The sequence below is a fragment of the Streptomyces sp. NBC_01190 genome (assembly GCF_045039895.1).
In the GTDB taxonomy this organism is placed as follows: Bacteria; Actinomycetota; Actinomycetes; order Streptomycetales; family Streptomycetaceae; genus Actinacidiphila.
The window spans coordinates 793,410-816,564 of record NZ_CP108580.1 but is presented as its reverse complement, the minus strand read 5'-3'; the positions used below and the strand labels follow the sequence as shown (position 1 = coordinate 816,564).

The 23,155-nt window shown below is 73.7% G+C and carries 22 protein-coding genes; 12 read left to right on the top strand and 10 right to left on the bottom strand.

Annotation, left to right across the window (positions count from 1 at the left end; genetic code table 11):
- Positions 1-42: 42 nt before the first annotated feature.
- The 6 genes from OG519_RS03505 to OG519_RS03480 all read left to right on the top strand — a co-directional run bounded on the left by OG519_RS03505 (position 43) and on the right by OG519_RS03480 (position 7,813).
- A complete protein-coding gene (locus OG519_RS03505) occupies positions 43-888 on the top strand; it encodes a GH25 family lysozyme (RefSeq protein ID WP_405578492.1) in 846 nt (281 codons plus the stop codon).
- 105 nt (positions 889-993) lie between these two features.
- Complete coding sequence (locus OG519_RS03500; protein WP_405578489.1) at positions 994-2,028, top strand: PHP domain-containing protein; 1,035 nt, start codon at positions 994-996, stop codon at positions 2,026-2,028.
- Positions 2,029-2,617: 589 nt separating this feature from the next.
- Entirely contained in the window at positions 2,618-3,160 is a 543-nt protein-coding gene (locus tag OG519_RS03495) for a 2Fe-2S iron-sulfur cluster-binding protein (protein WP_405578486.1), read from the top strand.
- Positions 3,157-4,242, top strand: a complete 1,086-nt coding sequence (locus tag OG519_RS03490; protein ID WP_405578483.1) for an FAD binding domain-containing protein — start codon at positions 3,157-3,159, stop codon at positions 4,240-4,242. Before OG519_RS03495 ends, OG519_RS03490 begins: the two co-directional genes overlap by 4 nt.
- The gene (locus OG519_RS03485) at positions 4,239-6,404 is read left to right on the top strand and encodes a xanthine dehydrogenase family protein molybdopterin-binding subunit (RefSeq protein WP_405578481.1); all 2,166 of its coding nucleotides are present in this window, start codon (positions 4,239-4,241) and stop codon (positions 6,402-6,404) included. The genes OG519_RS03490 and OG519_RS03485 overlap by 4 nt, the downstream gene beginning before the upstream one ends.
- Entirely contained in the window at positions 6,401-7,813 is a 1,413-nt protein-coding gene (locus OG519_RS03480) for a polyprenyl synthetase family protein (protein ID WP_405578478.1), read from the top strand. Before OG519_RS03485 ends, OG519_RS03480 begins: the two co-directional genes overlap by 4 nt.
- Positions 7,814-7,869: 56 nt before the next feature.
- On the opposite strand, the gene OG519_RS03475 is transcribed toward OG519_RS03480, so the two are convergent.
- Positions 7,870-8,076: a hypothetical protein gene (locus OG519_RS03475; protein WP_405578475.1), complete on the bottom strand. Its 207-nt coding sequence runs from the start codon at positions 8,074-8,076 to the stop codon at positions 7,870-7,872.
- Between the two features lie 199 nt (positions 8,077-8,275).
- Here OG519_RS03475 and OG519_RS03470 point away from each other — a divergent pair, with 199 nt between their 5' ends.
- Entirely contained in the window at positions 8,276-9,289 is a 1,014-nt protein-coding gene (locus OG519_RS03470; protein WP_405578472.1) for a YihY/virulence factor BrkB family protein, read from the top strand.
- Positions 9,290-9,478: 189 nt separating this feature from the next.
- A complete protein-coding gene (locus tag OG519_RS03465; RefSeq protein ID WP_405578469.1) occupies positions 9,479-10,465 on the top strand; it encodes a magnesium and cobalt transport protein CorA in 987 nt (328 codons plus the stop codon).
- Positions 10,466-10,537: 72 nt separating this feature from the next.
- Here the strand turns inward: OG519_RS03465 and OG519_RS03460 are convergent, their stop codons facing one another.
- From OG519_RS03460 to OG519_RS03445, 4 genes are all read right to left on the bottom strand, one after another.
- Complete coding sequence (locus OG519_RS03460; protein WP_405578467.1) at positions 10,538-10,708, bottom strand: hypothetical protein; 171 nt, start codon at positions 10,706-10,708, stop codon at positions 10,538-10,540.
- 27 nt (positions 10,709-10,735) lie between these two features.
- Positions 10,736-13,096, bottom strand: a complete 2,361-nt coding sequence (locus tag OG519_RS03455) for a glycoside hydrolase family 65 protein (protein WP_405578464.1) — start codon at positions 13,094-13,096, stop codon at positions 10,736-10,738.
- Positions 13,093-13,845, bottom strand: a complete 753-nt coding sequence (locus OG519_RS03450) for a beta-phosphoglucomutase family hydrolase (protein ID WP_405578462.1) — start codon at positions 13,843-13,845, stop codon at positions 13,093-13,095. The genes OG519_RS03455 and OG519_RS03450 overlap by 4 nt, the downstream gene beginning before the upstream one ends.
- Positions 13,846-13,957: 112 nt before the next feature.
- Complete coding sequence (locus OG519_RS03445) at positions 13,958-14,623, bottom strand: NAD(P)H-binding protein (protein ID WP_405578459.1); 666 nt, start codon at positions 14,621-14,623, stop codon at positions 13,958-13,960.
- 361 nt (positions 14,624-14,984) lie between these two features.
- On the opposite strand from OG519_RS03445, the gene OG519_RS03440 reads away from it, so the two are divergent.
- A complete protein-coding gene (locus OG519_RS03440; RefSeq protein WP_405578456.1) occupies positions 14,985-15,860 on the top strand; it encodes an NAD-dependent epimerase/dehydratase family protein in 876 nt (291 codons plus the stop codon).
- Positions 15,861-15,885: 25 nt separating this feature from the next.
- On the opposite strand, the gene OG519_RS03435 is transcribed toward OG519_RS03440, so the two are convergent.
- Complete coding sequence (locus OG519_RS03435) at positions 15,886-16,800, bottom strand: LysR family transcriptional regulator (RefSeq protein ID WP_405578453.1); 915 nt, start codon at positions 16,798-16,800, stop codon at positions 15,886-15,888.
- A gap of 147 nt (positions 16,801-16,947) precedes the next feature.
- Between OG519_RS03435 and OG519_RS03430 the strand changes: the two genes are divergently transcribed.
- Positions 16,948-17,304, top strand: a complete 357-nt coding sequence (locus OG519_RS03430; RefSeq protein WP_405578450.1) for a VOC family protein — start codon at positions 16,948-16,950, stop codon at positions 17,302-17,304.
- 105 nt (positions 17,305-17,409) lie between these two features.
- Here the strand turns inward: OG519_RS03430 and OG519_RS03425 are convergent, their stop codons facing one another.
- A complete protein-coding gene (locus OG519_RS03425) occupies positions 17,410-17,823 on the bottom strand; it encodes a DUF2795 domain-containing protein (protein WP_405578448.1) in 414 nt (137 codons plus the stop codon).
- Positions 17,824-18,035: 212 nt separating this feature from the next.
- On the opposite strand from OG519_RS03425, the gene OG519_RS03420 reads away from it, so the two are divergent.
- Complete coding sequence (locus OG519_RS03420; protein WP_405578445.1) at positions 18,036-19,694, top strand: CHAD domain-containing protein; 1,659 nt, start codon at positions 18,036-18,038, stop codon at positions 19,692-19,694.
- Between the two features lie 221 nt (positions 19,695-19,915).
- On the top strand, positions 19,916-20,230 hold the full coding sequence (locus OG519_RS03415) for a hypothetical protein (protein ID WP_405578442.1): 315 nt from the start codon (positions 19,916-19,918) through the stop codon (positions 20,228-20,230).
- Between the two features lie 75 nt (positions 20,231-20,305).
- Here the strand turns inward: OG519_RS03415 and OG519_RS03410 are convergent, their stop codons facing one another.
- The 3 genes from OG519_RS03410 to rfbB form a co-directional block, all read right to left on the bottom strand.
- A complete protein-coding gene (locus OG519_RS03410) occupies positions 20,306-21,067 on the bottom strand; it encodes a G1 family glutamic endopeptidase (protein ID WP_405578440.1) in 762 nt (253 codons plus the stop codon).
- Positions 21,068-21,272: 205 nt separating this feature from the next.
- A complete protein-coding gene (gene rfbD / locus OG519_RS03405; protein WP_405578437.1) occupies positions 21,273-22,160 on the bottom strand; it encodes a dTDP-4-dehydrorhamnose reductase in 888 nt (295 codons plus the stop codon).
- Entirely contained in the window at positions 22,157-23,146 is a 990-nt protein-coding gene (gene rfbB, locus OG519_RS03400) for a dTDP-glucose 4,6-dehydratase (RefSeq protein ID WP_405578434.1), read from the bottom strand. Before rfbB ends, rfbD begins: the two co-directional genes overlap by 4 nt.
- Positions 23,147-23,155 lie beyond the last annotated feature (9 nt).

The following is a 23,155-nucleotide window of genomic DNA, read 5'->3' as shown; positions in this document are numbered from 1 at the left end:
ACGACCGGCCGGCCGCGCGCCCGCACAACCGAAGGACCGCACATGACCGTCAACGGAATCGACGTCGCCTCGTACCAGGACACCGCGTATGCCACCTCCGGCTTAGGTTTTGTGATCGTCAAGGCCACCGAGGGCACCGGCTACATCAACCCCAAACACACCGGACAGGTCGCCACCGGCCGGGCCCACGGCCTGGTCGTGGGCCACTACCACTACGCCAAGCCCGGCTCGATGAGCGCCCAGGTCAGCTACTTCCTCCAGCACGCCGCCCCGGCGGCCGGCGACATACTCGCGCTGGACTGGGAGGACACCGGGGTGCCCGACGAGGACAAGGACACCTGGATCAAGCGGGCGCAGCAGGCGGCCCCCAGCCACCGGGTGGTGCTCTACTGCAATCGCGACTTCTGGCTCAACCGCGACAAGACCTCCTTCTGCGGTGACGGGCTGTGGATCGCCGACCCGAGCTCCCCGGCCGGCCACCCGCAGGTCCAACACGCCTGGCTCTTCCACCAGTACAGCGACAGCGGCGGCATCGACCGCGACGTGGCGAACTTCGCGAGCAAGGCGGCGCTCCAGACGTGGGCGGCCAAGGGCACCCCGCCGAAGCCGCCCGCCCCCTCCTATGAGCCGTTCCCCGGCGCCGCCTGGTTCACCGTCGGCCGCCGTTCGCCGATCGTCGCCGCCCTGCACAACCGGCTGGTGGCCGTCGGCTGCGACCGTTACACCAGCTCCGCCAACAAGGACGTGATCGGCGCGGGGGACGTGGCGTCGTACGAGGCGTGGCAGCGCAAGTACAACGCCGACCACGGCAAAGGCTGGAGCGGGGCCGCCCTGAAGTGGCCGCCCGGCAAGGAGACCTGGGACGCGCTGAAGGTCCCCCGGGTCTGACGGACCCCGCCGCGGCCGGCCGCGACGGCTGACAGACGGCTGACAGACGGGTGACAGGGGCTCATCGGCCGTTAGCCCGGCCCGTGGGCGGGAATGGCGCTCACCATGGAACCGATCGAGGCGCTGGAACGGATCGCGTTCCTGCTGGAACGCGCCGCCGCCCCCACCTACCGGGTCCGGGCCTTCCGCAACGCGGCCGCGGCGCTGGCCGCGCTGAGCCCGGGGGAACTGCGGCAGCGTATCGCCGCCGGTCGCTTCACCGACATCAAGGGGATCGGCGAGCGGACCGGCCAGGTGATCGCCCAGGCCGGCGCCGGCCGTACCCCCGAATATCTGGCCGCGCTGGAGGAGCGGGCCCGTACCCCGCTCACCGAGGGCGGCACGGCGCTGCGGGCCGCGCTGCGCGGCGACTGCCATCTGCACTCCGACTGGTCGGACGGCGGCAGCCCCATCGCGGTGATGGCGCGCGCGGCCCGCGATCTCGGCCACGCGTGGGCGGTGCTCACCGACCACAGCCCGCGGCTGACGGTCGCCCGTGGGCTGACCGCCGACCGGTTGCGCCGCCAGCTCGACGTGATCGACGAACTGCGGCCCGAGATTGCGCCGTTCCGGCTGCTCACCGGCATCGAGTGCGACATCCTGCCGGACGGCTCGCTCGACCAGGAGGACGAGCTGCTCGACCGGCTGGACCTGGTGGTGGCCTCCGTCCACTCGGAACTGCGGATGGCGGCGCCGCGGTTCACCCGGCGGCTGGTCGCCGCGGCCGGCAATCCGCTGGTGGACGTGCTCGGCCACTGCACCGGGCGGCTGCTCGGCGACAAGCGGCGGCCGGAGTCGGAGTTCGACGCGGCGGAGGTCTTCGCGGCGTGCGTGGCGGGCGGCACGGCCGTCGAGATCAACAGCCGCCCGGAGCGGCTCGACCCGCCAAGGCGGCTGCTGGCCGTGGCCCGGGACGCCGGCGCGCTCTTCAGCGTCGACAGCGACGCCCACGCGCCGGGCCAGCTCGACTGGCAGATCCACGGTTGCGCCCGCGCCGAGGAGGCCGCGATCCCGGCGGAGCGGATCATCACCACCTGGACCGCGGACCAGTTGACCACCTGGACCACGACCCGCCGTCCGCCGGCGCCGCGGCCGGACTGACTTCCGGCGGCCGGGCGTCACCGCAAGGCGTACGCCGTCGGCACGGTTCCGGCGGGCGGTTCAGGTGCGGTCTTTTCCTACCCGGTCCTCGGCCGTCCGCCGGGCGGGCCGCGCGGCCCCCGCGGACTTCGCCGGAGGCCGCTGCGGCCGGGGGCCGCCCTCTCCGGGCAGGACCGGAGCCTCCACGAGAGGCGGCAGATCACGTATCAGGTGCAGGGCTCTGTAATCCGTCATGGCTCACGCCTACCCACTTGTCCGGATTCACCCTGAAGAGCGGCAACTCGATCGAACTCATGAACGTTCCCACGCATGGGCTTTCCCTTTTCACAAGGGCGCAAGTCCTTCCCCACCGCCTGACGGGGTCCAGCTCGAGTGGCCGGCTGCCGGCCCCTTCGTGGAGTTGGTGGAGAGTTCAACAGGTGGGTGGGTCACTCGGTTGGAGGTGGTGAGGGGGCCGGGGGTGGCGGGACGGGGGAGGGTGGGGGGGAGGGTGTTGGGAGGGGGTGCGGTCGGCGTGGCGGGCGTGGCGGGCGGGTCGGCAAGCGGCGAGAACGCGAGAACGCGAGAACGCGAGAAAGGGTGTGACGGCGTGGACTCGACGCATCGGGCGACGCGGGCGAGCCTCACGCTGCGGGTCAACGGGGTCGACCGGGCGCTCACACTGGATCACCGGACCACCGTGCTGGACGCGCTGCGGGAGCACCTGGGGCTCACCGGCGCGAAGAAGGGGTGCGACCACGGGCAGTGCGGCGCCTGCACGGTGCTGGTGGACGGACGGCGCGCCAATAGCTGCTTGCTGCTCGCCGTCGCCCACGACGGCGCCCGGATCACCACCGTGGAGGGCCTCGCCGACGGCGCCGGCCTGCATCCGATGCAGACGGCCTTCCTGGCCAGGGACGCCTTCCAGTGCGGCTACTGCACCGCGGGCCAGCTCTGCTCCGCGATCGGAGCGGTCGGCGAGGCCGCCGCGGGCCACCCGTCCCACGTCACCCCCGACGGCGCACGACCCGAGCTGGGACCCACCGAGATCCGGGAACGGATGAGCGGCAACCTCTGCCGGTGCGGCGCCTACGTCAACATCGTGGCGGCGGTCACCGACGCCGCGGCCGCCACGGAAGGCGGCACGCCGTGAAACCCTTCGGCTACGTCCGGGCCGCCACCCCCGCCGAGGCCGTCTCGGCGTTCGGGGCCCACGAACGCGCCCGCTATCTCGGCGGCGGCACCAACCTCGTCGACCTGATGAAGCTCGGCGTGGAGACCCCCGGCACCCTGATCGACGTCAGCCGGCTGCCGCTCGACCGGATCGAACCGACCCCGGACGGCGGCCTGAGCGTCGGCGCCGCCGTGCGCAACAGCGACCTGGCCGCCCACCCCGCCGTGCGCGGCCGCTACCCGGCGCTCTCCCGGGCGGTGCTCGCCGGCGCCTCCGGGCAACTCCGCAATGTCGCGACCACCGGCGGCAACCTCCTCCAGCGCACCCGCTGCCTGTACTTCCAGGACACCGACAAGCCCTGCAACAAGCGGCTGCCCGGCTCCGGCTGCCCCGCCCGCGACGGGGTGCACCGCGATCTTGCGGTGCTCGGACACTCCGAGGGGTGCGTCGCGACCCACCCCTCCGACATGGCGGTGGCGCTCGCCGCGCTCGACGCGACCGTGATCCTGCTCGGCCCCGACGGCGGCCGGCGGGTGGCCGTCACCGACTTCCACCGGCTGCCCGGCGCCCGTCCCGACCGGGACACGGTGCTCCGCCCCGGCGAGCTGATCACCGCCGTCGAACTCCCGCCACCGGTCGGCCGGTCCACCTACCGCAAGGCCCGCGACCGCGCCTCGTACGCCTTCGCGCTGGTCTCCGTCGCCGCGGTGCTCGACCTCCACGACGGCCGGGTACGGGACGCGGCGCTCGCCTTCGGCGGGGTCGCCCACCGGCCCTGGCGGGCCTACGCGGCCGAGGCGGTGCTGCGGGGCGCGCCCGCCACCCGGGAGACCTTCCGGCGCGCCGCGGACGCCGAACTCGACCAGGCCCGCCCGTTGCGGGACAACGCCTTCAAGGTGCCGCTCGCCCGGCGCCTGGCGGTGAGCGTGTTGGCCGGACTCGCCGAAGCCCATGCCGATGCCGATGCCGATGCCGAAGCCGATGCCGATGCCGAAGCCGAGTCTGAGGCCGGGTCTGAGTCCGGGGAGCGCGGCGCGCCCGGAGCGGACGGCCCGGCATGAGCCACCGCGCCGATCCCCGAGAGGCCAGCCCGCGAGCCGCCGGCCGGCCCCCGCAGCGCTCCCCCCTGGGCGCCGCGGCCGCCCGCCGCGAAGGCCGGGAGAAGGTCACCGGCGCCGCCCGTTACGCCGCCGAGTACACCCCGGACGGCTGCGCCTACGCCTGGGCGGTACCGGCCGCGATCGCCCGCGGCCGGGTCACCGCGGTGCACCGCGACGACGCCCTCGCCGTCCCCGGCGCGCTGACCGTACTCGCCCACGACGACGCGCCCCGGCTGCACCCGGCCGGCGACCCCACTCTCGATCTGCTGCTCCAGCACGACCGGGTGCCCCACCGCGGCTGGTATGTGGCCCTCGTCGTCGCCGACTCGTTCGAAGCCGCCCGCGAGGCCGCCGCGGCCGTGCGGGTGGACTACGCGGTGGAACCGCACGACGCGGTGCTGCGCCCCGACCACCCGGGCCTCTACACCCCGGAGCTGGCCAACGGCGGCCACCCCGCGGTCCGCGAACGCGGCGACTTCGACGCCGGGTTCGCCGCCGCCGAGGTCCGGCTCGACACCACCTACACCCTGACCGGACTGCACAACCATCCGATGGAGCCGCACGCCGCCATCGCCCACTGGGACGGCGACCGGCTCACCGTGCACGACTCCAGCCAGGGCTCCACCGCCGTCAGGAACGCCCTCGCCACGCTCTTCGGCCTGGACCGGGAGCGCGTCACGGTCCTCTCCGAGCACGTCGGCGGCGGCTTCGGCGCCAAGGGCACCCCGCGGCCGACCCCGGTACTGGCCACCATGGCCGCCCTGCGCACCGGCCGGCCGGTCAAACTCGTCCTGCCCAGGCGCCAGTTGCCCGCCATCACCGGGCACCGGTCACCCACCGTGCAGCGGGTGCGGATCGGCGCCGACCGCGAGGGCCGGATCACCGCGCTCGCCCACGAGATCGTCACCCAGACCTCCACCGTCAAGGAGTTCGTGGAGCAGGCGGCCGTCCCCGCCCGGGTGATGTACACCTCGCCGCACAGCCGGACCGTGCACCGGGTCACCGCCCTCGACGTGCCGACCCCGTCCTGGATGCGGGCCCCCGGCGAAGCGTCCGGCATGTACGCGCTGGAGTCCGCGATGGACGAACTCGCCTGCGCCGGCGGCCTCGACCCCGTCGAGCTGCGGCTGCGCAACGACCCCGCCACCGAACCGGACACCGGCCGGCCGTTCAGCAGCCGCCATCTCGCCGAGTGCCTGCGGGAAGGGGCCGAGCGCTTCGGCTGGCAGCCGCGCGATCCGCGGCCCGGCGTCCGCCGCGAGGGCGACCTGCTGCTCGGCACCGGGGTCGCCTCGGCCACCTACCCCGTCCTGATGTCCCCCTCGTACGCCACCGCGGCGGCCGAACCCGGCGGCACCTACACCGTCCGGGTCAACGCCACCGACATCGGCACCGGCGCGCGGACCGTGCTCGCCCAGATCGCCGCCGCCGCGCTGGGCGCGCCGCTCGACCGGGTACGGCTCGACATCGGCGACAGCCGGCTGCCCGCGGGCTCGGTCGCCGGCGGCTCCTCCGGCACCGCCTCCTGGGGCACCGCGGTGCACAAGGCGTGTACGGCGCTGGCCGCCCGGCTGCGCGAGCACGGCGGCCGGCCGGTGCCCGGCGCGGTGAGCGCGAGCGCCGACTCCGAGCGGGAGGCGTCGGCCGAGTCGCCGTACGCCCGGCACGCCTTCGGCGCGCACTTCGCCGAGGTGCAGGTCGACACGGTCACCGGCGAGGTCCGGGTCCGGCGGATGCTGGGGGTGTTCGCCGCCGGACACGTGCTCAATCCGCGCACCGGCCGCTCCCAACTGCTCGGCGGTATGACGATGGGCCTGGGGATGGCGCTGCTCGAAGGCAGCACCATGGACCCGGCCTTCGGCGACTGGGCCGAACGTGATCTGGCGTCCTACCATGTGCCGGCCTGCGCCGATGTGACGGACCTCCAGGCGTACTGGATCGACGAGACGGACGGACACCTCAACCCGATGGGGAGCAAGGGCATCGGCGAGATCGGCATCGTCGGCTCGGCGGCGGCGATCGCCAACGCGGTCCACCACGCCACCGGCACCCGCTTCCACCGGCTCCCGCTCACCCCGGACCGGGTCATCGCCTCCGTACGGCCCCACCAGGAAGACAGGTGAGCGCCGGAGACCATGAGCACGGCCGGCCCAGGGCCGGCGGCGAACGGTCCCGCGACGCGCCTTCGTCCGGCCGCGGCCCGGCGGCGCCCGGTCGTGACGCGACGCCGGCCCGCGACGCGACAGCCGGGTCCGGGCCGGCCGAGCAGCCCGATCCGCCCACCCGGCGCGGTCCGGCCGCCGACCCGTCCGTCGAAGAGACCGACACGGTCGAAGAGACCGACACGGATGTACGGGCCGCGGTGGACCGGACGCTGCGGGCGGTTCTCCGGGACCGCGGCGCGGCGGCGTTCGCGATCGACCCGGTCTTCGCCGAGCACATCGTGCGCCGACTCACCGGCTTCGCCCTCGCCGGCGGCGCCCGCCGCCGCTCCGCGCTGGTGTGGTGGGGGTGGCGGGCCTGCGGCGGGCACGGCGGCACCGCGGCGGCGCGGGCCGTGCTCGATGTCGCCGTCTCGCTCGAACTCGTGCAGTGCTGCGCGCTCGCGCACGACGACGTGATGGACGGCTCACCGATCCGGCGCGGCCGGCCCGCCGTCCACATCGACCTGGCAGGACTGCCGGAACTCGCCGACGCGCCCGAACCGCCGAGCGCCGCGGGACCCGCCCCCTTCGGCTGGTCCGCGGCGGTGCTGCTCGGTGATCTCGCTCTCGCCTGGGCCGACGACCTGATCGCCGACGCGGAGCTGACGCCCGCCGAGCGGGACCGGCTGCGACCGGTGTGGCGGGCGATGCGCACCGAGATGGTGGCAGGGCAGTATCTCGACCTCTACGGCCAGGCCACCGGCTCCCGCTCCCCGGCGACGGCCATGCGCACCGCGGGCCTCAAGAGCGCCCGCTACTCGGTGGAGCGCCCGCTCGGCCTCGGCGCCGCCCTCGCCGGAGCCGGTCCGGCGACCCGGCGAGGGCTGCGGGACGCCGGGCGCTGCGCGGGCCTCGCCTTCCAGCTCCGCGACGACCTGCTCGGCGTCTTCGGCGATCCGCGGCTCACCGGCAAACCGACCGGTGACGACATCCGCCAGGGGAAGGTCACCTATCTGGTGACCATCGCGCGAAGACGCGCGGAACGGGATCCGGCGGCCCGGCGCGTCCTCGATGACGCGGTGGGCGACCGCGACCTGTCCCCGGGCGGACTCGACCGGGTCCGGGAGGCGCTCGTCGCCACCGGCGCGGTGGCCTTCGTCGAGGCGCGGATCGACCGGCTGACGGCGGTCTGCGCGGCCCGGCTGGGCGAGGCCGATCTGGCGCCGGCCGCCCGGGACCGCCTGGCGGCGATCCTCGCCGAGGCGGCGGGCCGCTCCGGCGCGAAGGCGCCCGCCGGAACGGGCTCAGGGCCGGCCGCCGGCGGAACGGGCTCAGGGATGCCGGCCGAAAATGGCCCGGGGACGGCTCCCGGGCCGGGCGGGCGCTGAGACCCGCTCGGCGCCTCCTCGACCGGCCACTCGATCGGCCGCTCGACCGGCGCCGCTCAACTCCGCATCAGGGCCGCGATCAGCACGACAACGGCTACGATCACCACGGCACCGAGGAGCAGCAGCATTCCGGTCCTGGCGCCACGGAGTTCGGCCGCGGCGGGCTGCTGGACCGGTTGTGGGGACTGGCCCCACTGCGGGCCTGACGCCTCGTTCCAGCGCGGCTCGGGCACGGGTAGTGAGGGATCGGTTCTCTCGGACATCGCGCGTCCTCCTCAGTCGGGACGAGGTCGGTTTCTGACGCACCGCCTTCCCGCCCGGCACCCGGGCAATCCGGCCCCGCGGCGACGGGAACAGGTGCCGTGAAGTGCCATGAAAGCGCGGCGCGCGGGCATAGAGACGGCAGGAGCCGGGGCGGCGACAGCCCCACGAGCGGTGGCCGGACCGGCGGGAGGATCGAGGGTGGCGACAGGGGAGAGCGCGGCGTCCGGCACGGGACGCAGACACGCGTCCGATCGCGGCGCGCGCGGCGAGCACGGCCGGCGCCGCGGCCGCGGGGTGCGGGCGCTCACCGCCCTGTGGCGCTTCGCCGGCACCCTGGGCCGTACCGTCGCCGCCGCCTGGGACAAGGACGCCACCGAGCGCGCCGCCGCCCTGACGTACTACGCGGTGCTCGCGATCTTCCCGGCGCTGCTGATGACCGTCTCGCTGGTGGGGCTGGCGGGCGGCGCCTCGGACAGCAGCCTGTCGGCCGGTATCACCACGCTGCTGCCCGCCGAGTCACGTCCGGTGGTCGCCGCCGCGCTGCTGGACATGGCCCACGACAAGTCGGCCAGCCTCTCCCTCTCGGTCGGCGGCGGCGCGGGCGCGCTCTGGTCGGCGTGCGCCTACGCCAGCGTCTTCCGGCGCTCGCTGCACATCATGCACGGCGTCGTCGACCGGCGCCCGGCCTGGCGCACCGTGCCCCGCATCCTCATCACCTCGCTGACCCTGCTGGTGCTGCTGGTGGCCAGTGCCGGGTGCCTGGTGGCGACCGGCGCGCTGGCCCGGCGGACCGGCGCGCTGCTGGACATGGACGGGGCGACGCTCGCCGCCTGGCGCGGGCTGCGCTGGCCGCTGCTGCTGGTGGTCGCGTCCGTACTGGTCTTCGTCCTCTTCCGCTCCGGCCCGCGGGGGAGCAGGACACTGCGCTCGCTCGCGCCGGGCGGCGCCCTCGCGGTGGTGCTGTGGCTCGCCGCGTCCGCCGGGTTCGCCCAGTACACTTCACGCCTGGGTACGTACAACCGGCTGTACGGGCCGCTCGCCGGGACCGTGGTGTTCCTGGTCTGGCTGTGGTTCTCCAACCTGGCGCTGCTGATCGGCGCCCATTTCAACGTCGAGCACACCAGGACCCGGGCGGCTCTGGCCAAGACCGCCCAGCAGCCGAAAGCCGCCGCCCTGCCCGGTCAGGAGACGGGCGGCCCACCGGCCGGCTGACCGGCCGGGCCCGCACCGGCTCCTCGGACCGCTCCTGGCTCCCCATGGCTCCGATGGCCCCCCGACCGACCCCCCTTTGATTCCCGGCCGCCTGCTCTCGGCCCCCAGCCCCCCGCCCCCCGGAACCGCCGGTCCGGCGTTCCGGTACGACCTGGTACGGCCGCGCGCCTACGCGGAAAGGATCAGCACGTGATCGTGGACAGCGCCATCTATCGGAAGGGCCGGCGCGCGGAGACCCCCGGTGACCTCTCCGACGCGCTGGCGCAATGCCGGGCCTCCTCGGACGACGCGTTCATCTGGGTCGGCATGAGCGAGCCGACGGCCGAGGAGTTCGACCAGGTCACCTCGGAGTTCGGGCTGCACCCGCTCGCGGTCGAGGACTCCCTGAAGGCGCATCAGCGGCCCAAGATGGAGGTCTACACCGGCAGCCTCTTCACCGTCGTCCGGCCGTTGACCTACGACGACGCCCGGGCCCGGATCGAGGCGAGCGAGCTGATGGTCTTCATCGGCGAGTCCTTCGTGGTCACCGTCCGGCACGGCAGCTCCCGGATCCCCGCGCAGGTGCGCGGCCGGCTGGAGCACGACCCCAAGGTGCTGGGGCGCGGCCCCGTCGCGGTGCTATACGCGTTGCTGGACGCGGTGGTGGACGCGTATCTGGACATCGCCTCCGAGCTCCAGGTCGATCTGGAGGAGCTGGAGGAGAAGGTCTTCGCCCCGACGGGCGGCGCCGAGACGGGCGTGGCCGGCGTCATCTACTCCTTCAAGCGCCAGGTGCTGGAGTTCCGGCGGGCGACCGGGCCGCTGAGCGAGCCCCTGGCCCGGCTGGTGGCCGGCACGGTGCCCTATCTCAGCCACGAGACCAAGCCGTTCTTCCGGGTCGTCGCCGACCACCTGGCCCGGGCCAACGAGGCGGGGGACGGCCTGGACCGGCTGCTCTCCGACATCCTCGCCGCCCACCTCACCCAGGTCGGCGTCCGGCAGAACGACGACATGCGGAAGATCTCGGCATGGGCCGCCATGGCCGCGGTGCCGACGCTGATCGCCGGCATCTACGGAATGAACTTCGTGCACATGCCCGAGCTGCGCCAGATCTGGGGCTACCCGGCGGTGCTCGCCCTGATGGTGACGGCCGTGACCTATCTCTACTTCCTCTTCAAGCGGCGCGGCTGGCTCTGAGGCGCGGCCTCGCACGCCGCGGGGGCCCGGACCCGGTCCCGCCGCGTGCGGGGCACGCGGCGGGGGCGCCGGTCAGCCGCAGGGCAGCGTGCCCGGGATGTAGGTCACCTGATGGCTGATGTCCCCGTCGAAGCGGAACGTGTTCGGCGCGGTGCCCTGGCAGGTGTAGCGGACGATGCCGAAGCCGTACGCGACCGCAAAGAACTGTGTTCTCTGATGCGCCAGTGGCGTGCGGAGGCTCACGGTGTGGTGCGCGGGGTGGTGTGCGGCTCACCCCGGGTGGTGGCGCCGCCGCGGCGCCCGGCCGGGCGGCTGGGAGGGCTCGGGGCGGTGCTTGGCCGGCGGCAGATCGCGGACCACCGGGCGTTCGGTGGTCAGCGACAGCGCTTCCTCGTAGTGCAGGACCTCCAGCGGTTCGCCCTCGGCCAGGGTGTACGTGGCGGCGGTGCGGGTGACCTCGACCCGCAGCCGCCGGCCGCGGAAGATCAGCCGGAACGCGATCCGGCTGAGCGCGTCCGGCAGCCGCGGCGCGAAACGGATCGAGTCCCGGTCGAAGAGCCGCATCCCGCCGAGACCGGCCACCAGCGCCGTCCAGGTGCCGGCCAGCGCGGCGATGTGCAGCCCGTCGCGCGAGTTGTTCTCCAGGTCCTCCAGATCCATCAGCGCCGACTCGCCCAGGTAGTCGTGCGCGAGCTGGAGATGGCCGACCTCCGCGGCGATCACCGACTGGCAGTACGCGGACAGCGAGGAGTCCCGTACGGTGAGCGGCTCGTAGTAGGCGAAGTTGCGGGCCTTCTCCTCCATCGTGAAGGCGTCGCCGCGCAGATACATCGCCAGCACCAGATCCGCCTGCTTCACCACCTGCTTGCGGTACAGGTCGAAGTAGGGGAAGTGCAGCAGCAGCGGGTAGTGGTCGGCGTCCATGCCGTCGAAGTCCCACGTCTGGTGCCGGGTGAAGCCCGCCGACTGCTCGTGCACCCCCAGCTCCTTGTTGAACGGCACGGTCATCGCCGCCGCCGCGTCCCGCCAGGCCGCCGTCTCCTCGGCGGTCACCCCGAGCGTGGCCGCGTGCCGCGGATGGCGCTCCGCGGCGTCGGCCGCGGCCACCAGATTCCCCTGCGCCATCAGATTGGTGTACGTGTTGTCGTCGGCGATCGCGCTGTACTCGTCGGGTCCGGTCACCCCGTCGATGTGGAAGGCCCCGGCGTGGTCGTGATGGCCGAGCGAACGCCACAACCGGGCGGTCTCCACCAGGATCTCCAGACCGATGTCCCGCTCGAAGGCGTCGTCCCCGGTCGCGGCCACATAGCGGACCACCGCGTCGGCGATGTCGGCGTTGACGTGGAAGGCCGCGGTGCCGGCCGGCCAGTAGCTCGACGCCTCGTCGCCGTTGATGGTCCGCCAGGGGAAGGCGGCGCCGGCCAGGCCCAGTTGACGGGCCCGTTCCTGCGCGACCGGCAGCGTGTTGTACCGCCAGCGCAGCACCTCGGAGGCGGCCCGCGGCGAGGTGAAGGTCAGCACCGGCAGCACGAACGTCTCGGCGTCCCAGAAGGTGTGGCCGTCGTAGCCGGAACCGGTCAGCCCCTTGGCGGGAAGGGCCCGCTCCTCGGCCCGGGCGCCGGTCTGGAGGATGTGGAAGAGGCCGAACCTGACCGCCTGCTGGATCTCGGTGTCACCGTCCACCTCGACGTCCGCGGCCTCCCAGAAGTCGTCCAGGTAGGCCCGCTGCTGGTCGAGCAGCCCCTGCCAGCCGGTGTCGAGCGCCCCGACCAGCGCCGCGTCCGCCTGGTCGCGCAGCGCGGGCAGCGACCGGGTCGCCGACCAGCCGTACGCGACGAACTTCTCCAGCCGCAGCCGCTGCCCCGGGTCGAGCACCGTGGTGACGGTCAGCCGGCTCACGTCGTCGCCCGACTCCGAGGAGATCTTCGTCGTCCCCTGGGGACCGTCCACCAGATGGTCGGCGGCGGTCGCCACCCGGAGCTGGCTGCGGACGGTGGAATGGACCAGCCGCAGCCGGGTGCCGACCGCTGAGTTCTCCTCCGAGCGCAGCGGCGACTCCAGCGCGGCGGCCACCCGGGGGTCGCCGGCCACCGGTGGCAGCTCCTCGTTGGCGATCAGCTCCGACTGGAGCACCAGCCGCACCTGCTCGTCCACCGGCTCCACCTCGTAGGAGACGGCCGCCACCGCGCGCTGCTGGAAGGAGACCAGCCGGGTGGAGCGGACCCGGATCGCCCGGCCGGCCGGCGACACCCACTCGCAGACCCGGACCAGCACCCCGGCCCGCAGGTCGAGCACCCGCTCATGGGAGCGGATCGTGCCGTACCGCAGATCGAAGGGCTCGTCGTCGACCAGCAGCCGGATCAGCTTGCCGTTGGTGACGTTGATGACCGTCTGGCCCGACTCCGGATAGCCGTAGCCCGCCTCGCCGTACGGCAGCGGGTGCAGCTCGTGCAGACCGTTGAGATAGGTGCCGGGCAGCCCGTTGGGCTCGCCCTCGTCCAGATTGCCGCGCCAGCCGATGTGTCCGTTGGAAAGGGCGAACACCGACTCGCTCTGCGGCAGCACGTCGAGGTTCAGCTCGCGCTCGCGCAGCGACCACGGTGAGACGTCGTACGCGGGGTGACTGATCACGCCCTCCTCCCGAGGAGCTCCGCCAGATCAGTTACCACGGTGTCGGCGCCGTGCTTGCGGAGTTCCTCCGCCTGGCCCACCCGGTCCACTCCGACGACGTAACCGAACCGGCCCTCCCGGCCGGCGTCCATGCCGACCAGGGCGTCCTCGAAGACCGCCGCGTGGTCGGCCCCGACACCCAACTGCCGGGCCGCCTCGAGGAAGGTGTCCGGCTTGGGCTTGCCCCGCAGCCCCAGCTCCTTGGCGGTGAGTCCGTCCACCCGGACGTCCATCAGGTGCTCGATACCGGCGGCGACCAGCACGTCCCGGCAGTTGGCGCTCGACGACACCACGGCGGTGCGCAGCCCGGCCGCCCGTACCGCCTCCACGTACCGCACCGAGCCCGGGTAGGGCTTGACGCCCTCGTCGCGGATCTTCCGCACCACCAGGTCGTTCTTCCGGTTGCCGAGGCCGTGCACGGTCTCCCGCTCCGGCGGGTCGTCCTCATCGCCCTCGGGCAGTTCGATGTCGCGCGAGGCCAGGAAGGTCCGCACCCCGTCGGCCCGCGGCCGGCCGTCGACATAGGCGTCGTAGTCGCTCTTGGCGTCGAACGGCCGGAACTCCTGGGAATCGGCCGCGGCCCGGCGGCGCAGAAACTCGTCGAACATCTCCTTCCAGGCCGCGGCGTGGATCAGCGCGGTGGGCGTGAGCACACCGTCGAGGTCGAAAAGGCAGACGCGCACATGCTCGGGCAGGCCGATCTCCGTCATGTGGCTGCTTGTGCCCCTGACGGGGGGTCCGCATGCGGACCCGGGGCGAAGACCGCCCGACTCGCCGAATCGTCACTTCACGGCCACCGCGCGGTCCCCGCGCCGCATCGGGTCACGCCCCCAGCCGGTTGATCTCCGGGCTGTGCAGGATGTGCGGCCCGCCGCCGTCGAGCCTGACCACGGCCAGCATCGCCCGGCCCAGCGACTCGGTGGTGGTGACATGGCCCGCCGCCACCCGGCGCAGCACCGGGTAGAGCCAGCCGGTCAGCGAGTACAGCACCCGGTACCAGCGGGTGCGGGACGTCTCACCGTGCACCGGCTGGATCCAGCCGGGCCGGAACATGTACGCGCGCATGTCCATGGAGAGCAGCGCGTTCTCGGTCCTGCCCTTGATCCTGGCCCACGCCGACCGGCCGCGCTCACTGCTGTCGGTGCCCTCGCCGGAGACGTAGGTGAAGGTCAGTTCGGGGTTGCCGGCCGTGACGGCGCGGGCCGCGGCGAGCGCGTACTCGTACGTCACCCGTTCGTACTCGGCCTCGCCGCGGCCCGCCGACGACACCCCGAGGCAGTAGAAGCAGGCGTCGGCGCCCGCCAGTTCACCGGCGACCGCGGAGAAGTCGGTGAAATCCTGGTGCGCGACCTCACGAAGCCGCTGGTCGGAACGTTTCAGCGGCTTTCTGACCACCGCGACCACCTCGGTCACGGCCGGGTCGTCCAGGCACGCCCGCAGCACCCCCTGGCCCACCATGCCCGACGCACCGAAGACGATCACCTTCACCGCGGCCTCCCCGTTTGCTGGCTGTTCTTGCTGTTTCGGCTGTACCGGCTGTTTCGGCTGCTCGGGCTGTTCTGACCGTTCTGACTGTTCCCGGCTGTTCCCGGCGCCGCCGCCCCGCCCCGCGGGAGCGGGGTCACCGGGACAGTCTGCCCCAGCCGGGCAAACGTCGTGATCTTGCGCCGACCGGTTGACTCGCCGACACCGGCCCGCGCCCAGGGTGCGCCCATTCGGTCCTGGATGCCCGCCGGGTATCACAGGCGCGCGATCAGGTCTTGGACGCGGGCCCCCGGGCGGCCCCAGAGTGGGAAACGGCCGACCCGATGGGCGGCCGATCACCCCGAACGACTGGAAAGGCCCCGACATGCGTGTCTTCCTCACCGGCGGCTCCGGCTACCTCGGCCGCTCCGTCCTGGCAGCCCTGGCCCGGCACGGCATCGAGGCCGCCGCGCTGGCCCGCAGCGACGCGTCCGCCGCCGTGGTCACAAGCCTCGGCGCGACCGCCGTGCGCGGCGAGCTGACCGATGTCGACGTGCTGCGCCGGGCCGCGGCGGAGGCCGACGGAGCCATCCACCTCGGCGCGGGCACCGGCCCGGACGCCCCGCGGCACATCCTCGACGCCGCCCGCGCGATGCAGGAGGGGCTGGGTGACCGCGGCACCTATGTGCACACCGGCGGCGTGTGGGTGTACGGCGACACCGACGGGGTGGCGGACGAGGAGGCGCCGCAGCGCCCGCCGCGGGTCGCCGCCTGGCTCCAGGGCAACGAACGAACCGTGCTCGCGGCCGCCGACCGGGGCGGGCGCCCGGTGCTGGTCATGCCGGGCGTGGTCTACGGCCACGGCGCCGGGCTGCCCACCGGCTTCTTCACCGAGCCCGGCCGATCCACCGGGGCCGTCCCGGTCATCGGCGACGGCGCCAACCACTGGTCGGTGGTGCACGTGGACGACATCGCCGAGCTCTATGTGCTGGCACTCGGCGCCGCGCCCGGCTCGCGGTACGCGGGCGTCGCCGAGAACCTTCGGCTGGCCGACATCGTCCAGGCGCTCTCGGTGGCGGCCGGTCACCCCGGCAGCATCGAACAGCTCACCGTCGACCAGGCGGTCGAGCGGATGGGCCCGGTCGCCGAGGCCTTCGCCCTCGACCAGCGGTTCACCAGCGCCCGCGCCCGCCGTGAGCTCGGCTGGGCCCCCGCCCACCTCGACGCGCTCACCGAACTGGCCGAGGAGCCGGCCACCTGACGGACGGCGCGGCGCGGCGCGGCACCTATCGTCCGGGCCGGTCCGGCCCCGGCCCCGGCCCGCCGCCGAAGTGCGCGGCGGCCAGTTCGGCGAACTCCGAGGTCAGCGGCGCCCGGTGGGCCTCGTCCCAGGCCAGGCACACCTGATTCGGCGCGATGTCCTCGATCGGGACATGGCACACATCGGACCGTGTGTAGTAGGCGGCGGCCGAGAGCGGCAGCACGATCACGCCGTGCAGCGCCGCCACGTACTCCAGCTTCTCCTCGACCGTACGGAGCGGTGGTTCCGGCCCCGACGCCGAGACCGTCCCCGCGCCGGTCCCGGAGCCGCGGCGGTGCGGGAGGTCGCGCCACTCGGGCACCGCGTCCGGGTCCTGGAGGAGCACGTCGTCGGCCAGGTCGGCGATGCCGAGCGCGGTCTTGCCGGCCAGCCGGTGGCCCCGGGGCAGGACCGCCACCCGCGGCTCGGTGAAGAGCGGCAGCAGCCTGAGCCCCCGGCGGTCGACCGGCAGCCGTACGAGGCTGACGTCGGCCCGGCCGTCCAGCACCACCACCGCCTGGTCGTGCCAGCCCGTCCGCAGCACCCGCACCTCAAGGCCCGGGTGCCGGGCCAGCAACGCCTTGACCGGACCGGTGACGGTGATACCGGGCATGAACGCCACGGTGAAGCCGGCGGCGCCGTCCGCCGCCCGCCGCACCCGGCGGCGCAGCGCCTCGGCCTCGGCCAGCAGCCCCGGCGCGTCCCTGAGCAACTGCTCGCCGGCCGCGGTGAGCGTGGTGGCCCGGCGGTCGCGGTCGAAGAGCCGCGCCCGCAGTTCGTCCTCCAGCGCCCGGACCTGCCGGGACAGCACCGGCTGGGCGATGTGCAGCCGGGCCGCGGCCCGGCCGAAGTGCAACTCCTCGGCGACCGCGACGAAATAGCGCAGCTTTCTCAGGTCCACGTCCACGCCTGTCCTCCCGTCCGTCCGCCGCCCGGCCCGCCCCTTGTCGTGCGGCTTGTCGTGCGGCCGCGTCAACCGGCGGACGAGAGTCCGGGTCCGGCGCCGCAGGGTCCATTGTCCCGGTCGCCCGGGCCTTAAGCTCTGCGCATGACCTTGGAGTGGGAGCAAGTCGTGGTGGACGCCGAGGACCCGACGGCGCTCGGCCGCTGGTGGGCGGACGCGCTCGGCTGGGTGGTGGTCAATGACGCACCCGACGAGTATGAGATCAGGCCCGCGCCCGACCGCCTCCCCGGCCTGGTGTTCGTCGAGGTCCACGACCCCCGGACGGTGAAGAACCGGCTGCACTTCGACTTCCGCCCCGACGACCGTGACGCCGAGGTGGACCGCTTCCTCGCCCTCGGCGCCCGCCGCACCGACATCGGTCAGGGCGACGAGCACTCCTGGGTGGTCCTCGTCGATCCGGAGGGCAACGAGTTCTGCGTCCTCGGCCCGCGCCCGAGCTGAGGCCGCGGCCCCCACGGCCCGCCCGACCGGCTCCTCAGCCGCTGCCGGTCACCGCCGGTCCCGGCCGGTCACCGCCGGTCGTCGGCCGGCCGCCGGCCGGTGGCGCTAGTCCCTGCGGTCCTCGACGCCGAAACCCAGCGCCTGGACCACGGTCTGGATGTTCGGGTAATGCTCGTCGGCGGGGAGCGCCGCGACGAGGTCCACCAGCCGGTCCGGGGCGTTGTGCCGGTGCAGGGCGCTCAGCAGGGCCGACCGCTTCGCCGGGAAGACGCTGCGGTCCACATGCCGGGCCAGCTCGCTGCGGATCGCCACGTCCCGGGGCGTCATCCCGGAGGGAGCCGGGGCGCCCGGGGACACCGAACCGCCGAACTCGGCTTCCGGCTGGTCCTCGCCGGACGGCTGCGGCTCGTACACCTCCTCGACCCCCACCGCGCGGTTCGCCTTGAGCTCACCCTGCATCTCCCTCTTGAGCTCGTCGTCCCGCACGGAGCCGGTCTTGTTCTGTCCCTGGTCCATCATGGGCGGAAGCCTCCCTTGTCGTCCGTTCACAGACGCTACCCGCGCCTTTTGTGACAAAACGGGCCAAGGGGAGCAAAGTCTGATCCGTCGGACGGCCCGCCGGCCCCGCGACAGGTGACCGGCCCCGGCCGAATGGGACGCCGGGAGCCGGGCAGCCGCACCTTATGACGTCCATGCGGAGCGAAGAGGAAACGAGGTTCGAGGGGCCAGGCGTGCTCGACCCCGATCGGCTACGGCGGCTGCCGGGGGTCTCCCGGGTGCGCGAGGAGCGTCCCGAGGATCTGGACGCCGTCTACTACGACACGGCCGACCTGCGGCTGCTCGCCCACGGCATCACGCTGCGGCGGCGGCGCGGCGGCGCGGACGAGGGCTGGCACGTGAAGCTGCCCCGGGAGAGCCCGCCGGACGACGGGGCGAGCGGCGGCGACGGCGTCCGGGAGGACCCGCGCGAGGTGCACGCCCCGCTGCGGGCGGGAAAGGCCGGCGCCGTACCCGGTGAGCTGAACCGCTATCTGAAGGCGTACTCACGCGGTGGCGGCTTGATCCCGGTGGCGCATCTGCGGACGCACCGCCGCCGCCTGCTGCTGCTCGACGAGCAGGACCACCGCCTCGTCGAACTGGCGGAGGACCGGGTGGCCGCCCAGGTGCTCGGCGCCGAACGGCTGAGCCCCGGCGGACCGGGCCGTGCCGCGGGCCGCGCGGGCGGCGCCAAGCGCGGCGGCGGCGCCGGGACCAAGCCGGCCGGCCGCGGGAAGCCGGCCGCCGCCCCGCCGCCGGCGGATGGCAACAGCACCGAGATCACCCAGTGGTCGGAGATCCGGGTCGAGCGGGATCAGGGCGACCGGGTGCTGCTGGCGGCGACCGCCCGGCAGCTCGAAGCCGACGGCTGGCACGCCGCGCCCGACGCCCACCAGCTCGACCACGCGCTCGCCGGCCGCTCGATGCCGAGGGCCGGCGCCACCGGCCCGGACCGCCGCCCGGCACCCGGCTCGGCGGGCGAGGCGGTACTGAACCGCTTCGCCGAACAGCTCGGCCTGCTGCTCACCTACGACGCGGCGGCGCGGGCCGACCAACCCGACGCGGTGCACGAGATGCGGTCCACCAGTCGGCGGCTGCGCAGCCTGTTGCGCGGCAGCAAGCGGGTCCTGGACCGCGAGCGCACCGACACGGTGGCCGGTGAACTGCGCTGGCTGACCGGGGCGCTCGGCGGCTCCCGCGACTCCGAGGTGCTCGCCGCCCGGCTGCGCAAACAGGCGCGTGACCTCGGCGGCCCCGAGGGCAAGGAGCTGGCCCGCCGGATCGCGGCCCAGGAGGAGGAGCGCCATCGGACAGCGCACCGCGCCACACTGAAGGCGCTCGACTCGCCGCGCTACCACCGGCTGCTCGACTCCCTGGAGCGGCTCCGGGCCACCCCGCCGCTGCTTCCCGGCCGGGCCGACCAGCCCGCCGCCAAGCACCTGCGGAAGGTCGCGGCGCGCGACCAGCGCCGACTGGCGGCCCGGATGGCCGCCGCCGAACAGGCCGGCTGCCATCCGCACGGCCAGGACCGGGACCGGGCGCTGCACGAGGCGCGCAAGGCGGCCCGCCGGGCCCGGCACACCGCGGAGACCGCGCTGCCGTACGGCGGGAAGAAAGCCGCCCGCCTCCGTAAGCGCACCAAGGCCGTACAGCAGGTGCTCGGCGACCATCAGGACGCGGTGATGGCCCGCGCGGCCCTCCCGGAGCTGGCCGCCGCGGCGCGCGCCGTCGGTGACGACACCTATGGCTACGGCCGTCTCCACGGCCGCCAGGACGAACTGGCACGCGAGGCCCGCCACCGGCTGCCCGCGGTCTGGGAGAAGGTCGCCGACCCCGGTCTGGTCCGTTTCTGAGGTCCCGCGGTCCCGTGACCCACAGATCCCCCAGCCGGACCCCCGGTGCCGGCGGCCCACCGGCTCCACCCGGACGCCGCGGCCACCGCGCGCTCGGCGTGCCGCCACCCTGACGGCGGCACGCCGAGCGCGCCGCCCGGCCGGTGGGGCCGGTCGGGCCCCGTCCGCCGTACGGTCGAAGACGGAGGGTCCGATCCCGTTCTCAGGGCAGGTGTTTTCCTATGACCACATACATCGTCACCGTACCCGGCACCTTCCTCGACGCCCCGCCCGAGGGAACCCAGGAAGCGCTGGTCCGGGCGCTCCGTCCGATCAACCCGCACACCGACTCGGGGGAGGAAGAGGACCTGGACATCCTCACCGTCTACAGCGGCACCCCCGCGTTCAGCCTGCGGATGGAGGTCGAGGCCGACACCAAGACGGTGGCCTCCGACGCGGCCCGTGATCTCGCCGCCTCGGCGCTGCTCACCGCCGGGGTCCCGCCGGAGTCGACCTCGCTCGGGGAACCGGTGATCACCGGCATCGAGGTGGAGTGAACGATGAGGCGCCGGCCGCCCGAAAGGGGCGGCCGGCGCCTCGTCAGAGCACCCGGGCCGATACCGGCCGAACCGCTAGCTGTGGTTCCAGGTGACGCTGAAGGCGTTGCCGCCGGAGAGTGCGGAGGTGGTCGCCTTGGTGGTGCTGCCCGAGACCATGTTGATCCGGTCCGGGTTGTAGTTGCCGATCGGCTGGCCGTTGGCGCTGGCGTTGCTGAACGACGCCGTGCTGAAGTGCGCCAGCGGCAGCACCCCGCTGGAGCTGGAGGGGGCCTCGGCGATGATCTCGGCGGAGGCGTTGGACAGACCGCTCTGCTTCTTGGTGGTGGTCTTGGTCCAGCCCTTGGTGGTGTCCGAGAGGGTGAGCGTGTAGGTGGTGCCGCTCACGCTGACGGTCGACGTGAAGTGGTCGCCCGGGCTGACCGCGTTGCTGTAGTTCACCGGGTAGGCCGGGTACATCTCGTACCAGGAGTAGTACTGCGCGCGGCCGCCCGAGCAGTCGGCCTCGCTGCCCGTCTGCTCCACGGAGTTGCTGCCGTCGCCGTCGAGACCGATCCAGAAGGAGGAGTACGCGGTCCCGCTGCCGCAGGTCACCGACGGCTGCACCCAGCTCGCCGAGACGCTGCTGAAGGTGGAGCCGGTGGCGGCGTAGCCGGACCAGTTGCCGCTGGTGCTCTGGGCGATGCGTCCGTCCGGGCTGATGATCCGGTGGCTGCTCAGCGGGGTGAGGCGGAACGGGTGGCCGGTCGTGGCGGCCGCGCCGGGCGCGGTCGCGAGGGCGGACAGGACTGCTGCGGCCACAGCGGAAACGGCGGTGAGGCGAGTGGTTGCCGACATGCTGCTCCTTCTCCCGGTACACGCGGGACAGACGTAACTGACGCACAGTCGTGGGGTTTTCGTGACGCCAGTGCTTGTCAGTGTGCAGACAATGACCAGAGAGTGGCACAGGGCCGCGTCAACGATCGGCAAAGGTCGTGCCAAGTGCCGTGGAACGGGGGGTGACTTGCCCGCTCCGGCGAGCAATGCCGGATTTGACGGCCGATCAGGAATCGCGTATCTGGAGGGCCGCGCGCAGCGAGGGGAGCGCCGTGGCGAGGTCCGCCGACCACGGTGCCATCGGCGGCAACCCGGCACTCGCCCAGCCGTCGTGCCCCAGCACGCTGTAGGCGGGGCGCCGGGCCGGTCGGGGGAAGCGGTCCGAGGTGGTCGGGCGGATCCGCTCCGGGTCGAGACCGGACAGCTCGAACACCGCCCGGGCCAGCCCGAACCAGGTCACCTGCCCGCTCGCCGTGCCGTGGTAGGTCCCGGCGGGGGCCCGGCCGGCCAGCGCCGCCTCGCCGAGGGCGGCCAGCCGCACCGCCAGCGAACGGCTCCAGGTGGGCTGCCCCAGCTGGTCGTCCACCACGTCCAAGGTGTCCCGCCGGGCCGCCAGTTCCAGCATGGTGGCGACGAAGTTGCGGCCGTGCTCGCCGTAGAGCCACGCGGTCCGCACCACGAAGCCCCGCTCGGGCAGGAGTTGGCGAACCGCCAGCTCGCCGGCGAGTTTGCCGCGGCCGTAGGCGCCGAGCGGCCCGGTGGGGAAGTCCTCGCGGTACGGGCGGTCCGCGTCGCCGGCGAAGACGTAGTCGGTGGAGATCTGGAGCAGCGCCGCGCCGTGCCGGGCGCACGCCCTGGCCACCTGGTGTACGCCCTCGCCGTTGATCCGGGTGGCCGCCGCCTCGTCCCGCTCGGCGCCGTCGACGTCGGTCCAGGCCGCCGCGTTGACCACGATGTCGTGGCCGGCCACCGCGGCGTCCACCGCGGCGGCGTCGGTGATGTCGAGTTCCTCGCGGGTCAGACCCGTGACCGAGATCCCGGGTGCGGCGCCCAGTACCGCCACCAGGTCCCGGCCGAGCATGCCGGCCGCCCCGGTGATCAGCCAGCGGCTCATTCCGGCAGCCCCGCCTTCGCCACCAGCGGCTCCCACCAGGCCCGGTTGTCCCGGTACCAGGCCACCGTGTCGGCCAGCCCCTCCTCGAAACCGGTCAGCGGCTCGTAGCCCAGCTCGGACCGGATCTTGTCGATGCCCAGCGAATAGCGCAGATCGTGGCCCTTGCGGTCGGCCACATAGGTGACCCGGTCCCAGCCGGCGCCGCAGGCCCGCAGCAGCTTCTCGGTCAGTTCGCGGTTGGTGATCTCGGTTCCGCCGCCGATGTGGTAGACCTCGCCGGACCGGCCCTGCCGCAGCACCAGGTCGATCCCCCGGCAGTGGTCCGAGACGTGCAGCCAGTCCCGGACGTTGCGGCCGTCCCCGTAGAGCGGCACCGTGCCGCCGTCCAGCAGCCGGGTGATGAACAGCGGGATCATCTTCTCCGGGAAGTGGTAGCGCCCGTAGTTGTTGGAGCAGCGGGTCACCGTGACGTCCATGCCGTGGGTGCGGTGGTAGGCGAGCACCATCAGATCCGAGGACGCCTTCGAGGCGGAGTAGGGCGAGTTGGGCGACAGCGGCGACCGCTCGGTCCAGGTGCCCTCGGCGATCGAGCCGTAGACCTCGTCGGTCGACACATGGGCGAACCGCCCCACCCGGTGGCGCAGTGCCGCGTCCAGCAGCACCTGGGTGCCGAGCACATTGGTCGTCACGAAGGGCGAGGCGTCCACGATGGAGCGGTCCACGTGCGACTCGGCGGCGAAGTGCACCACCGCGTCCTGACCGGCCATCACCGCGTCCACCACCTCGCGGTCGCGGATGTCGCCGCAGACGAAGGAATAGTCGGCGTGCCCGGCCACATCGGCGAGGTTCGCCTCGTTGCCCGAGTACGACAGGTTGTCGAGCACGGTGACCCGGGCGCCCGGCCCCGAGGGCAACTCGCCGCGGAGTGCCGCCCGAACGAACTGTGATCCGATGAAGCCGGCGCCGCCGGTGACGAGAATGCGCATGGGACCGTC

Excerpts from the sequence above, each read along its gene's own strand:
- OG519_RS03450 (WP_405578462.1), bottom strand. The coding sequence starts at position 13,845 with ATGACGGAGATCGGCCTGCCCGAGCATGTGCGCGTCTGCCTTTTCGAC.
- OG519_RS03415 (WP_405578442.1), top strand. The coding sequence starts at position 19,916 with ATGACCACATACATCGTCACCGTACCCGGCACCTTCCTCGACGCCCCG.
- OG519_RS03430 (WP_405578450.1), top strand. The coding sequence starts at position 16,948 with ATGACCTTGGAGTGGGAGCAAGTCGTGGTGGACGCCGAGGACCCGACG.
- OG519_RS03440 (WP_405578456.1), top strand. The coding sequence starts at position 14,985 with ATGCGTGTCTTCCTCACCGGCGGCTCCGGCTACCTCGGCCGCTCCGTC.
- OG519_RS03475 (WP_405578475.1), bottom strand. The coding sequence starts at position 8,076 with ATGTCCGAGAGAACCGATCCCTCACTACCCGTGCCCGAGCCGCGCTGG.
- rfbD (WP_405578437.1), bottom strand. The coding sequence starts at position 22,160 with ATGAGCCGCTGGCTGATCACCGGGGCGGCCGGCATGCTCGGCCGGGAC.
- OG519_RS03500 (WP_405578489.1), top strand. The coding sequence starts at position 994 with ATGGAACCGATCGAGGCGCTGGAACGGATCGCGTTCCTGCTGGAACGC.
- rfbB (WP_405578434.1), bottom strand. The coding sequence starts at position 23,146 with ATGCGCATTCTCGTCACCGGCGGCGCCGGCTTCATCGGATCACAGTTC.
- OG519_RS03485 (WP_405578481.1), top strand. The coding sequence starts at position 4,239 with ATGAGCCACCGCGCCGATCCCCGAGAGGCCAGCCCGCGAGCCGCCGGC.
- OG519_RS03410 (WP_405578440.1), bottom strand. The coding sequence starts at position 21,067 with ATGTCGGCAACCACTCGCCTCACCGCCGTTTCCGCTGTGGCCGCAGCA.
- OG519_RS03505 (WP_405578492.1), top strand. The coding sequence starts at position 43 with ATGACCGTCAACGGAATCGACGTCGCCTCGTACCAGGACACCGCGTAT.
- OG519_RS03425 (WP_405578448.1), bottom strand. The coding sequence starts at position 17,823 with ATGATGGACCAGGGACAGAACAAGACCGGCTCCGTGCGGGACGACGAG.